This window comes from Lentibacillus daqui (genome assembly GCF_027186265.1).
GTDB classification, from domain to species: domain Bacteria; phylum Bacillota; class Bacilli; order Bacillales; family Amphibacillaceae; genus Lentibacillus_C; species Lentibacillus_C daqui.
In genome coordinates this window covers 3146823-3160935 of sequence record NZ_CP114176.1, presented here as the reverse complement: position 1 = coordinate 3160935, position 14113 = coordinate 3146823, and the positions used below count along the sequence as shown (strand labels likewise).

The following is a 14113-nucleotide window of genomic DNA, read 5'->3' as shown; positions in this document are numbered from 1 at the left end:
AAAGACGTGTCTTATATTCAGCAATTAGAGGAAAGCAAAATTATTGCAATTATGCGTGGAGTAGATCCCGATGATGTATTTGCAATTGCTAAAGCACTAAAAAAAGGTGGAGTCAAGGTATTTGAGGTAACACTTGATTCTCCAAACGCTTTGGATGTTATTAAACAATTATCCGAAAAGGCAGAAGATGATATGTTGATCGGGGCAGGGACGGTGCTTGACCCTGAATCAGCGAGAATGGCGATCCATTCCGGAGCAAAGTTCATCATCTCGCCTACGATGAACATAAATACGATTGAAATGACCAAGCGATATGGCGCCTTAAGTATTCCTGGGTGTCTAACCCCAACTGAAATCCTAACCGCATATGAACATGGTGCGGATATCGTAAAGGTGTTTCCAGCGGGTACCATGGGTCCACGGTATTTTAAAGATGTGTCAGGGCCTTTATCACAAATACCGTTAATGGCTACAGGAGGCATCAATGAGGAGAATATGCTAGATTTTCTGGACACAGGAATCATTGCTATCGGGTTAGGAAGTTCTTTGGTCCCTAAGAAGATTTTAAATGCTGCAGATTTGGAACAGTTAACTGATAAAGCATCGCAGCTAGTACAACTTACCAAATAAACACTAAAAAGCGAAGGGCATTTATGTTAAAAGCACGGTAGAATTTAAAGGATTATTCATCTTGTTGGGTAAACATGTGCAGGAATTTTCTGGGTGTTTTGGCAGGTATGGAACCAAAAGAAACAGTGCAATTCACTACTGCAGCTTTCGTATTTAAACCTTTTATCAAAGGGGATATATTGCGACTTACAACGATATCCAGATCACAACTTTTGTTAGGGGTGTTGTCCGCTAAATTTACCTTATTTTAATATTTTTATTGATGAAAAAAACAGATATTGCATAATAAAAAATGAAAACGCATTATAATAATCCTTTGATTGTAAATGACAAAAGTGGCTTCTAAATAATTAATAAAATGGATCCCTGTTGTATTAAGAAATACTCCCATTTTAAATGTAAAGGATGGAGATATTAATGAATAAAGAAAAGGCATCAAAGATATATCAACCGAGAAAGATAAATATTTTTCGTGCAATTGGATTTGGACTGCCTGATGTAATGGGAGGTGGCGCATTCACGATTATTGGTGCCTGGCTTTTATTCTTTTGGACTACATATGCTGGTCTAACTGCGGTGGAAGCGGCTTCAATACTCGGTATTGCCCGTGTTGTTGATGCTTTTATAAGTTTATTCATGGGAAGTATCAGTGATAATTTTTATCGAACCGCTATTGGTAAGAAGTTTGGACGTAGACATTTTTTTCTTTTAATAGGTTCTCCGCTTATGCTTGTTTTCATTTTAATGTGGATCACAGGTATGGGGTATTGGTACTATTTGATTAGTTATTTATTGTTCGAAATAGTCGCAGGAATGGTTTTGATTCCTTGGGAAACGCTACCGACAGAAATGACTGAAGATTATACAAAGAGAACGTTATTTTCAACAACCAGAATGTTCATATCCTCTTCAGGTGTTTTTTTAGCAACGTTTGTTCCGGGACAACTATTCAAATTTTTTGGTGAGAATAGTGCAGCACCTTTTTTATACAATGCGATATTTTTTGCGGTTATTTATGTGATTTGTGTTTTTATTGCTTACAAGAGTACATGGGAACGCCAAATTACTCCAGAGATTGAAGCTAATCTGCGAAAAACTGCTTCTTCTGGACTTTGGGAAACTTTAAAGAAGCAATGCAAGGATTATTTCTCTACTTTACGGTTAAAGTCATTTCGTAAACATCTCATTATTTATTTATTTTCATTTACATCAAAGGATGTGTTTAATGCTGTATTTGCATACTTTTGTGTTTCTGCATTGATGGTGAGTCCAACAACGAGTGCTAATGTCTTGTCGCTTAGCATCATAGGGCCGTTGGTAATTATTTTATCGGGCTTCCTAATGGTCAAATTTGGGCCACGTTGGCTATACAGTGTATCCTATAGCTGTGAAATTATTGCATTATGTGGCTTTTATGTACTCTTTGCCACTAAACCAAGTAGTATGGTCATTCTACTATTTGCCTTTGGATTCCTTTATAACTTTGGTCTTGCTATTTTGCAGTTTGTACCGTGGAATGTATATCCTCTAATACCGGATTTGGATGAAATTGTTACGAAACAACATCGTGAGGGTATCTATGCTGGGGTAATGACATTCGTCAGAAAATCAACAGTTGCTGTTGCCACCGTTTGTGTAGGGTACTTTCTAGATATGGGAGGATATGTAGAAGGAAGTATTCATCAAACTACTGGAGCTCAAAATACAATTGCGGCGGTGTTGATTGGTGGGACAGGAATCCTACTGTTAGTTGCATTATTGGAAGCGCAGACTTTCCACCTAAACAAAAGGACACATGGGATTGTGCGGGATGAGTTGAACCGACTTCGGGCAGGAGGTGATAAAAACAGTGCAGATCCAAAAACAAAAAATGTTATTGAAAATTTGACTGGTTACAAATGGGAAAATGTTTGGGAAGATGAACAGTTTGGTAAAAAACATGTTATAAAATAAAATTTAGAAAATAAGAAGGTTGAGGCTATACCAATTATGGTGAGTATCTTTACTGTGACGGATGCCACTCATTTTCAAATTTGTTTGGTGAGTGATAAACTGCCAGGGTTGAGGTGATTGTATTAATCTGAAAATTCCCATTGGTGGTTTTGGCGTTAGATTATCATAAGTAAAGTCTCTTTATCTTCAAAGTAAATTTCTATTCATAAAGAGTGTGGGAGGAACCTTAGATGCTTTTAAAAAACTTTTTGTCTATAAATAAAATGAAGAATGGTTACTATGTGAAAGGCGATGCAGCTGATATTAAGATCATTTTTATGACGGATGATATCATACGTGTACGGGTTTCATTTAACAGACAGTGGACGGAAGAGTCATATAGTTTGGTTATGACTGCATGGGAAGATCGTTTGGACTATCTATTTCCCGAGGAACGCGAAAAAATAAAAGCACTGGACATTCCTATGGAAGAAACAGATAAGGAAATAGTTTTTTATACAAATACAATGAAATTAGTAATGTGTAAATCACCACTACATTTTTCCTTATATCAGTTAAACGGTGAAAAGTTATATAGCGATTTACCGTTAAGGGCTTTTGAGCAAGATCAATTAGGAAGAGTTTCTCATTATAATCAAATAGATTTCAAAAATGATCATTTTTATGGATTTGGTGAAAAAACAGGTAAATTGGATAAAAAGGGCAGAAGAATGCGAATGACACCTAAAGATGCAATTGGTCATGACCCGGAAACGGGAGATCCATTGTATAAACATATACCTTTTTATATTAAATTGAATAAAAATAATCAACATGCCCTTGGACTTTTTTATCATAATTCATATGACGCGGTATTTGATATGGGAAATGAAATTAGTGGTTATTGGCCACGTTATAGCTACTATCAGGCTGACGGAGGGGACATTGATTTATTTTTTATTAACGGCCCCTCAGTTGGACAGGTCCTAGATAACTATACAAAGTTAACAGGAAAGCAAGCAATGGCTCCAAAACATAGCTTTGGATACACTGCTTCAACTATGTATTATGCTGAATTAGAAAAGGATTGTGACAAAGAAATATATGAGGTAATTAATAAATATGTTGATGAAAAGATGTATATAGACAATTTTAAATTAGCATCAGGTTACTCATCTGGGGAAAAAGACAATCTAAGATATACTTTTAATTGGAATAAGAAACGATTTCCTAATCCCGAGGGATTTATAAAAAAAATGAATGAACTGGGCATTGATGTCATTCCTAATTTAAAACCGGGTATATTGTTTAATCATCCATATAGTAATGAATTTGAAAAAAATAATGTCTTTGTGAAAAGTCCTGATGGTAAAGAAGATTATACTGGTCGTTGGTGGGGGGGATCCGGAAGATTTATAGATTTTACAAATCCTACAGGCAGGGATACATGGAAAAAATTACTTCAAGAAACTATTTTAAGTAAGGGTATTACAACTGTATGGAATGATAATTGTGAATATGATGGCATAGAGGATCGGAATGCAATATGTGATTTTGATGGAAAGAAAGGAACCATGGCTCAACTAAAAATTATGCACTCCAATTTAATGGCTTATATTGCAAAAAAGGCTATTTTTGAACTTTATCCGAACCATCGTCCTTATATTATAAATCGTGCTGGATTTGCGGGTATTCAAAGATATGCACAGACATGGGGAGGCGATAATTTAACGGATTGGCGTACATTAAAATTCAATATCGCTACTATTTTGGGTATGGGATTATCAGGAGTAGCTAATTTTGGTTGCGATATCGGGGGGTTTGCTGGAAACGCTCCAGAGGGGGAACTCTTACTAAGATGGATACAAAATGGCATATTTCAGCCAAGATTCTGTATTAATTCAGCTAACGATGATAATACAGTAACCCAACCATGGATGTATGAGGAATACAATAAATATGTTCGCCATGCGTATAGCATGCGTTATAAGATGTTACCATATTTATATTCTTTAATGTACGATGCCCATATTAATGGAAAACCAATAATGCGACCTTTGTTTTTTGAATTTCAAAATGACATCAATTGTTATAATGATGAAAACATGACATTTATGTTTGGTCCATCGGTTTTGGTAGCCAGTGTACTTGAAAAAGGAGCAAAAACAAGGAAAGTGTATTTACCAAAGGGTTGCAAATGGTACGATATTAATAATAACCTGAAAGAATATGAAGGTGGTCAAGTAATTGAAATTCCAGTCACACTAGATAGTATTCCTATGTTTTTGAGGGGTAATGGAATTTTTATTACAAATAATGATGTTACACATATTTCAACAGATACGATGACGAGTCTTGATATTCTAATCGGGGGAGAATCAGATGGTACCTTCTATTTTTATGATGATGACGGTATAAGTAATGACTTTAAAAATGGTGTATATGAGTATACGAAAATAGATGTGACTGGTGATTCTCGTAAACGGATTTCTTTTGAAACAACAGGGGATTATAAAAATAGTATATCCTCCCTTAATATTAAGCTGATTAATAAGGAGAAAGGAGCGTATTGGGTTACAGCTGACAATAAAGAAATACCACGTTTTCTTAATAGGGACACCTGGGAAGCTGCGGATGAAGGTTGGTATTATGAGTTGTCAGATAGAACGATTTTAGTAAAGTGTAAGAAACCACAAAAAGAAAAGTTTGAAATTATGGTTTCTAGTGAGGAATTTAATTTAATTGGTATGTAAAGCGTCATTTATACAGTATTTGTAAAACATGAATTACTTTTCGAAGGTAAAAAGGTTATTTGATAATTTTGCTAGCAATAGTGGTGAATTATAAAACAAATTGAAGTTGATTTTGGAAGAGGATTATCGTTTTTAAAGGGAAGTGTTTTCTTATGCTTAAACTTAATAAAAATTTCATGGAAAACAAAAACGAATTTTTGAGTAAGGGAATTAAATTACCCTGTTACAAACTTGATGAAGTAAAGAAGAATACCATTCGTAAACCTACTTGGATTCATTTTGGCGGTGGAAACATCTTTAGATGTTTCCACGCCTCTATCCAGCAAAATCTAATTAATAAGGGATTGTCAAATACAGGAATCATCGTAGTAAATACATCCAGTGATGAAACCATAAAAAAAATATACCATGCAAATGATAATCTAACATTAATGTGTGTAACCAAAGCAAATGGAGAGATTGATAAAGAAATTATTGGAAGTGTTGTAGAGAGCCATTATTACTCAAACAGTAACTCTTCATCGACAAAAAGGGTAAAAAATGTTTTTGCAAACCAATCATTGCAAATGGTTTCTATCACAATAACAGAAAAAGGATATAGTTTGAAGAAACCTAATGGCCAATATTCAAACATTGTTAAAAATGATATTGATAATGGACCAGAATACGCAAAACATACTATTTCAATTCTAACAGCGTTATTATATGAAAGATATAACAAAGGTGCTTATCCAATAGCATTGCTAAGTACTGATAATTTTTCCCATAACGGGGATAAATTAAAATCAACTATACTAGAGATTGCAAAGTTATGGAAAACTAATGGTTTTGTAAATGAAGGCTTTATAAATTATCTACAAAACGATCGTATAGTTTCTTTTCCTTTGAGTGTGATAGATAGGATTACACCAAGACCTTCGGAAAATGTTTTAAACAAATTGATAGAATTGGGATTCGAATCAATGGATATTATACAGACAAAGGGGCACTCTGTTTATGCTCCTTTTGTAAATACAGAGGATGCTCACTATTTAGTTGTTGAAGATAATTTTCCAAATGGGCGACCTCCTTTTGAAGAAGCTGGCGTTTACCTTACAAATAAACAAACTGTTGATAAAGTTGAAAAAATGAAGGTGTGTACTTGTCTAAATCCTTTGCACACAGCAATGGCCGTTTATGGATGTTTATTAGGTTATTCTACAATTGCTGATGAAATGAATGATCCCCAAATTAGGGAATTAATTAAAAAAGTTGGCTATAAGGAAGGGCTGCCTGTTGTGGAAGATCCAGAGATCATTGACCCCCATCAGTTCATAGATGAAGTAATAAATAAAAGGCTTCCAAATAAGAATATACCTGATACACCTCAAAGGATTGCGTCAGATACATCGCAGAAACTAGCCATAAGATATGGCGAAACAATTAAATTGTATAAAGACAAAGCCAAGAACCTAAGCTATATCCCTTTGGTTATTGCTGGATGGATAAGGTATTTAATGGGGTTGAATGATGAAGGAAAAAAGATGGAATTGAGTCCAGATCCAATGCTTGACGAGCTGCAAAGTTCTATTTCTGGTATAAAATTTGGCGCACCGGAATCTGTGGCAAACAACTTGTATGATATTCTTTCTAATGAATCCATTTTCGGTATTGACCTATATAAGGTTGGACTTGGGTCAAAGGTTGAAGAATATGTAAAAGAGCTAATCATTGGACCCGGATCAATAAGGGCTACACTTAAGAAATATTTAGCTTAAAGGAGATGTTAATTCATGCAGATGACAATGAGATGGTATGGTGAAAATGATGATAACACTACATTGCAACAAATAAGACAAATCCCAAATGTTAAAGGTGTAGTAGGCGCACTTTATGATGTTCCGATTGGTGAAATATGGCATGAAGATAAAATTAGAACACTAAAAAATCAAGTTGAACAAGCGGGATTAACACTTGAAGTAATTGAGAGTGTTAATATACATGATGATATTAAAATAGGTTTACCGAGCCGTGACAAATATATAGAAAATTATATTGAAACGATTAAGAACTTGTCGAAATATGGAATTAAAGTTATATGCTATAACTTTATGCCGATTTTCGATTGGACAAGAACTAATTTAGCCTATGAATTAGAAGATGGTTCAACAGTGCTATCATACGATCAGGAAATTATTAATCAAATTGATCCAAATATTATGGTTAAATCATTAACGGATAATTCCAATGGATTTGTGATGCCAGGTTGGGAACCTGAACGACTAAATGAGTTAGAAAGCTTATTTGAGAAATATAAAGGCGTGGATGAAAATAAATTAAGAGAAAACCTCAAATATTTTTTACAGGCCATCATTCCAACTTGCGAAGAATGTGATATTAAGATGGCGATTCATCCCGATGATCCTCCAAAAAGTATTTTTGGCTTACCAAGAATAGTTAAAAACTTTGAGGATTTAAAAGGAATTATACAGATGGTTGATAGCCCTAGCAATTGCTTGACATTGTGTACAGGATCTTTGGGAGAGAATCCGAATAATGATTTACCTTCCATAATTCATTATTTCGGTGACCGAAATAAGATTGCTTTTGCTCATTGTAGAAATATAAAATTCACCGATAAAGAAAGCTTTCATGAAGTTGCCCACTTATCTAGCATGGGATCTTTGGATATGTATGAAATTATGAAAGCTCTTTATGATGTGGGTTTTGACGGATATATGAGACCAGATCATGGAAGAATGATATGGGGTGAAAATGGCCGACCAGGTTATGGACTTTATGATCGTGCTCTAGGAATTGCATACTTGAATGGCCTGTGGGAAGCAGTAGCAAAATCTGAGGCTTAAACATCGTAAGATTATGAAAGGGAGTGATGATTGTGTTTTTGGATAAAGATTTCTTGTTAACAACAGATTTTTCTCGTAAGCTATTTCATAATCATGCAGCAAAAATGCCTATTATTGACTATCATTGTCATTTGAGTCCAAAAGAGATTTATGAAAATAAGAAGTTTAATGATCTTTCGCAGGCATGGATTGGTGAAGGAAACATTGGTGACCATTACAAGTGGAGATTAATGCGAGCCAATGGTGTTCCGGAGAGATATATAACAGGTGATGCGGAACCTTACGAAAAGTTCTTAAAGTGGGCCGAAACGATTGAAAAATCAGTAGGTAATCCCCTGTATGAATGGACTCATTTAGAGTTAAGAAGGTATTTTGGAATTAATACAGTGTTGAACCGGGATACAGCCTTTGAAATCTGGGAGAAATCAAATAAATTATTAGATTCAAATGAATTTAAACCAAGGAATTTAGTTAAGAAGTTTAATGTAAAAGTAGTTTGTACAACGGATGATCCGGTAGATGATTTGCATTATCATAATTTACTCAGTAAAGAAGACGTTGGCTTTAAAGTATTGCCGACCTTTCGTCCGGATAACGCGTTAAACATTGAGAAAAAAGGTTTTATCTCCTATATGGATCAGCTTGGTGACGCTTCGGGTATCAATATTAATGATTTTGACAGTATTGTTCTCGCACTAAAAAAAAGAATGGATTATTTTTATGAAGTTGGCTCAGTATTATCTGATCACAGCTTGGAACAGTATACTTATATTGAGACCACAGATGCAGAATTGGATGGTATTGTAAAAAGGGCATTGGATGGTACTGGCTCAATTTCTTCAACTGAAGTTAATAAATACAAAACTGCACTTTTAAAAGCACTAATGAAAATTTATCGTGATAAAAAAGTAACCATGCAGTTGCACATACAAGCATATCGTGATTTAAATGTAACTATGTTCAATAAAATAGGTCCGAATACTGGCTTTGACGCCATAACGGATGGAAGTTTAGCGGAAGATCTTGGATGTTTATTTGCTAGTGCAGAAAAAAGTGATAGCATTCCAAAAACAATTGTGTACTCCTTAAATCCCAATGATTGGATTCCTTTGATTACGGTTTTGGGTTCGTTCCAAAAAGATATGGTGCAAAAGCTCCAACTTGGGTCGGCGTGGTGGTTTAACGACACTAGAACTGGAATGAGGAATCAATTAACAGCATTTGCTGAAGTAAGTTTACTTCCGAATTTTGTAGGAATGCTTACCGATTCTCGTAGTTTTTTGTCGTATCCACGTCATGAATATTTTCGCAGAGTTCTTTGTGAATTGCTTGGTGAATGGGCTGAACGTGGGCAAATTCCAAGCGATGAAGATCAAATTGGAAAAATAGTAGAAGATATTTCTTATAATAATGCCTACCGATATTTTGGATTTTTCGATGATTAATTACCGTTAAAATCAATATTAAATGGTAAACAGTAAATAAGGTGAGGGTTATTTGACGTTTACAAGAACTCTGTAGTTACTAAAAAACTTGTTGGATGAGAGTGAATATCAATCCATTTCATTGAAATATAAAACGGAAAATAGGGGAGCCATACCCTTTTTTCCGTTATAGAACTTCATTACACCTTATTCACCGCACAGTAACCCTCTTATCATCCATAAACTTAGAAACAGAAAAAGAAGCGGCTCCAATTGCACATGAGTGCTTTCCTAGATTAGAAAATCTGACTTCTGTACCTTCTTTGTGAAAAGTGGAAAGTCTTTCACTCAACATATTATCGATTGGGTTCGCAATCCATTGTTCAAATTGTGCCATCCGATTTCCTATAATGACAACCTCTGGATTGAATGTGTTAATAATATTTGTTAATCCAATACCAATGTATTCCCCTAATTGATTTAATACTCGTAATACCACTGGGTTGCCCGATTGTGCCTCGTCAATCAGGTAGCCTAAATTACTTCCATCCTCTTTGCTCAATAGATTCTCAGTTTTGGCCTCTTTTAATAGTGCACTCTCGGATGCATATAATTCCCAACAACCACGATTTCCACAAGAGCACTTTCTTCCGTTTGCATCAATGGTGACGTGCCCCATCTCCCCCGATATTCCAGATGCCCCTGTGTAAAGTTGATTGTCAATAATAATCCCTGTACCAATTCCGATACCTATACTGATATAGATTAAGTTAGAGATGTTTTTCCCTGCACCATATAAACGTTCGCCGTGGGAGCCAGCATTTGCTTCATTTTCAATCGTTACAGGAATACGAAATCTATTTTCAATCATTAGCTTAAGATCCACTTGTTTCCAATGAAGGTTTGGTGCAAAAAGGATTTTATCATCTTTATCTACGTTACCTGGAACACCAACCCCAATTCCTACAATTCCATACGTACTGTTTGGGGCTTTGTCTATTAAGTCTTCTATAACGAAAATGATATTTTCCAACACATATTCAAATGCTGTTTCATTCATTGATATGGTTGTTTCCTCAATAATCGTGCCTCTTAAATCTGTTAGAACGCCTAAAATATAATTGACACCTAAATCGATTCCAATCGAATAACCAGCGAGATTATTAAAATATAGCATCACCGGTTTTCTCCCACCGCTTGATTGGCCGGATCCAATTTCATATACAAACGATTCATTGATTAGTTCCGTAACCATGGATGAAACGGTTGCTTTATTCAAACCAGTCTCCTTGGAAATTTGTGCTCGGGATACAGGTCCTTTGTTCTCGATACATTTAAAAACAATGGATTTGTTAATTTGCTTTACTAGGTTTTGATTGCCAGTGCGTAGTGAATTCATGTGTCCTTCTCCCCAACAGTTATCATTAATTAATTTCTATATCTGGTAAGGTGTTTGTTTTACCATTATAACAAAGTATACATTTAACACAATTAAATATATATTAAATGGTCCAGTTACCATGATTTTACCATATCTAATACTAATTTGTGTTTGACAACGTTTCCAGTTGGCGTTAAACTTAGTTTACTAGATAAACAAAGTTTTGTAATGAATTTGCACATCTGTAATAACTTTTAATAATGATGACGAGAGGGGATTATATCATGAGTTATTTTTCCAATATAAACAAAATCAAGTATGAGGGTGTAACATCAAACAATCCATACGCATTTAAATTCTATAATCCTGAAGAAAAAATTGGTGAACAAACAATGGAGGAAATCTTACGTTTCGGTGTAGCGTACTGGCATACATTTACAGAGGATTTATCTGATCCTTTTGGCATGGGAACTGCCATCCGACCATGGGATAAATTTAAAGGAATGAATTTAGCAAAGGCACGTGTGGAGGCAGCATTTGAGTTTTTTGAGAAGTTAAATGTTCCTTATTTTTGTTTTCATGACGTGGATATTGCACCGGAGGGATCCTCACTAAGGGAATCGAACCAAAATTTAGATACTATTGTTGCCATGATCAAAGATTATATGAAAGATAGTAAAACAAAACTACTGTGGAATACCGTAAACAACTTTAGTCACCCGCGGTTTGTACATGGTGCTGGATCGTCAAGTAATGCGGATGTGTTTGCGTATGCCGCGGCAAAAGTGAAAAAGGGTCTCGAAATTGGTAAAGAATTAGGTGCTGAAAACTATGTGTTCTGGGGTGGCCGTGAAGGATATGAAACACTTCTAAATACGGACATGAAGCTAGAGATGGATAACTTGGGCCGGTTCTTCCATATGGCGGTTGATTATGCGAAAGAAATTGGTTTTGACGCACAATTTCTTATCGAACCAAAGCCGAAAGAACCAACCACCCATCAATATGACTTTGATGTGGCAAGTGGATATGCATTCCTGCAAAACTATGACTTACAAGATTACTTTAAATTTAATATTGAAGCAAATCATGCAACATTAGCTGGTCACACATTCGAACACGAACTTCGGTATGCTCGTATTCATGGCATGTTAGGTTCTGTTGATGCAAACCAGGGACATCCCTTATTAGGTTGGGATACGGATGAATTTCCAACGGATTTATATGCTACCACGCTTGCGATGTATGAAATATTGAAAAATGGTGGACTAAGTCGTGGAGGGCTTAACTTTGATGCAAAAGTACGTCGTGGATCTTTTACACCGGAAGATTTATTCCTTGCACATATTGCCGGGATGGACAGCTTTGCCGTTGGATTAAAGGTTGCACAAGCATTAATCGACGACAACGTGCTGGAAGGCATGGTAGAGAATCGGTATAAAAGTTACAAAGAAGGGATAGGTAAAGATATTGTGGAAGGCAACACGGATTTTCATCAATTGGAAGAGTATGCATTAGGGCTAACTGAGATTAACAATGTGTCTGGTAGATTGGAACAAATAAAATCCACTATTAATCAGTATTTACTGCGAGCGTACGCAGGTAAATGACCTTTTTGTCAGGAGGGTTTATGGTGAAATATGTTATTGGCGTCGATTTGGGAACCAGTGCTGTCAAGCTTTTATTAGTAAATCAGGCCGGTAAAGTAACACAAGAAGTATCAAAAGCTTATCCATTGATTCAGGAACAGACTGGGTATAGTGAGCAGGATCCTAACGTATGGGTAGATCAGACAGTTGCCGGGCTGTCTGATCTTCTCAAGAATTTTGATGGGGATCCTGCAGATATTGAGGGAATCAGTTTTTCCGGACAAATGCATGGCTTGGTACTGCTTGATAAAAATAATCATTTGTTACGAAATGCCATCCTTTGGAATGACACCCGAACTACTGCTGAGTGCCAAGAGATTTACGATGTGATTGGTAAGGCACGTTTACTGGAGATAACGAAAAATCCGGCACTAGAGGGTTTTACGCTACCCAAAATATTATGGGTTAGAAAAAATGAGCCTGAACTGTTTCATAAGGCAACAAAGTTTGTGTTACCAAAGGACTATGTACGGTACAAACTAACTGGGAAATTGCATATGGATTATTCCGATGCAGCGGGAACGTTACTATTGAACGTTACAGAAAAACAATGGAGTCAGGAGATTTGTAATCGATTAAATATTAATTATGATTTCTGTCCTCCTTTGGTAGATTCACACCAAGAGGTAGGGAAAATAACGCCGGAACTGGCTGATGCAACCGGATTATCAGCATTAACACGGGTGTTTGCCGGTGGAGCTGATAATGCATGCGGGGCAATTGGTGCAGGAATTTTAGAAGATGGAAAGACGTTAGTAAGTACTGGAACTTCTGGTGTAGCTTTATCTTATGAGGAAAAAGGGGATAAAGACTTCGAAGGAAAAGTGCATTATTTTAATCACGGGGCGCCAAATGTTTTTTACACAATGGGTGTTACCCTTGCTGCGGGAAACAGTTTGAGCTGGTTTAAGGATATATTTGCTAAAGAAAAAGATTTCGATGAACTATTAGAAGAGGTAGCATCAGTTCCTCCTGGTTCAAATGGTTTATTATTCACCCCATATATCACCGGTGAGAGGACACCTTATGTTGATGCATCGATACGCGGCAGTTTTACTGGAATGGATATTTCCCATGAACGTAAACATTTTATTCGTGCGGTTTTGGAAGGGATTACTTTTTCCTTAAATGAAACCATTGAGATTTTTAGGGAAAATGGTAAAAAAATAGATACCATCATTTCGATCGGCGGTGGAGCCAAAAGTGAAGTATGGCTACAAATGCAAGCGGATATTTTTCATGCAAACATAGTTAAATTATCAAGTGAACAGGGTCCGGGTATGGGGGCAGCAATGTTAGCGGCTTATGGATGTGGATGGTTTAGCTCATTAAATGAATGTGCAGATAGGTTTTTGAAAGAAGATAAGGTTTATACTCCGAATGAAAAAAATGTGGAAACATATAAAGAGTTATTTGGATTATATAAAGAAATTTATCCGTCAACCGTTTCATTGCATAAAAAGTTAATGAAGCATCGCAACTAATAGAAAAGGGTGAT

General features: G+C 35.8%; 9 protein-coding genes. 8 read left to right on the top strand and 1 reads right to left on the bottom strand.

The genetic code is table 11. The annotated features are described in order from the left end of the window. Window positions 1-6: 6 nt before the first annotated feature. The 6 genes from O2S85_RS15835 to uxaC all read left to right on the top strand — a co-directional run bounded on the left by O2S85_RS15835 (window position 7) and on the right by uxaC (window position 9606). Window positions 7-630 (top strand): bifunctional 4-hydroxy-2-oxoglutarate aldolase/2-dehydro-3-deoxy-phosphogluconate aldolase, encoded by a 624-nt coding sequence (locus O2S85_RS15835; protein WP_269410266.1) that lies wholly within the window; start codon window positions 7-9, stop codon window positions 628-630. 417 nt (window positions 631-1047) lie between these two features. After that, on the top strand, window positions 1048-2583 hold the full coding sequence (locus O2S85_RS15830) for an MFS transporter (protein ID WP_269410265.1): 1536 nt from the start codon (window positions 1048-1050) through the stop codon (window positions 2581-2583). A gap of 230 nt (window positions 2584-2813) precedes the next feature. Further along, window positions 2814-5315 carry a glycoside hydrolase family 31 protein gene (locus O2S85_RS15825; RefSeq protein WP_269410264.1) on the top strand — a complete coding sequence of 834 codons (2502 nt, stop codon included), beginning with the start codon at window positions 2814-2816 and terminating at the stop codon, window positions 5313-5315. Window positions 5316-5467: 152 nt separating this feature from the next. Beyond that, the gene (locus O2S85_RS15820) at window positions 5468-7072 is read left to right on the top strand and encodes a mannitol dehydrogenase family protein (protein ID WP_269410263.1); all 1605 of its coding nucleotides are present in this window, start codon (window positions 5468-5470) and stop codon (window positions 7070-7072) included. A 15-nt stretch (window positions 7073-7087) separates the two neighbouring features. Beyond that, window positions 7088-8161: a mannonate dehydratase gene (uxuA, locus tag O2S85_RS15815; protein ID WP_269410262.1), complete on the top strand. Its 1074-nt coding sequence runs from the start codon at window positions 7088-7090 to the stop codon at window positions 8159-8161. Window positions 8162-8187: 26 nt separating this feature from the next. After that, window positions 8188-9606 (top strand): glucuronate isomerase, encoded by a 1419-nt coding sequence (gene uxaC, locus O2S85_RS15810; RefSeq protein WP_269410261.1) that lies wholly within the window; start codon window positions 8188-8190, stop codon window positions 9604-9606. A 190-nt stretch (window positions 9607-9796) separates the two neighbouring features. On the opposite strand, the gene O2S85_RS15805 is transcribed toward uxaC, so the two are convergent. Beyond that, window positions 9797-10984, bottom strand: a complete 1188-nt coding sequence (locus O2S85_RS15805) for an ROK family transcriptional regulator (RefSeq protein ID WP_269410260.1) — start codon at window positions 10982-10984, stop codon at window positions 9797-9799. 266 nt (window positions 10985-11250) lie between these two features. Here O2S85_RS15805 and xylA point away from each other — a divergent pair, with 266 nt between their 5' ends. Next, complete coding sequence (gene xylA, locus O2S85_RS15800; RefSeq protein ID WP_269410259.1) at window positions 11251-12576, top strand: xylose isomerase; 1326 nt, start codon at window positions 11251-11253, stop codon at window positions 12574-12576. Between the two features lie 23 nt (window positions 12577-12599). Continuing rightward, on the top strand, window positions 12600-14099 hold the full coding sequence (gene xylB / locus O2S85_RS15795) for a xylulokinase (protein WP_269412613.1): 1500 nt from the start codon (window positions 12600-12602) through the stop codon (window positions 14097-14099). Window positions 14100-14113 lie beyond the last annotated feature (14 nt).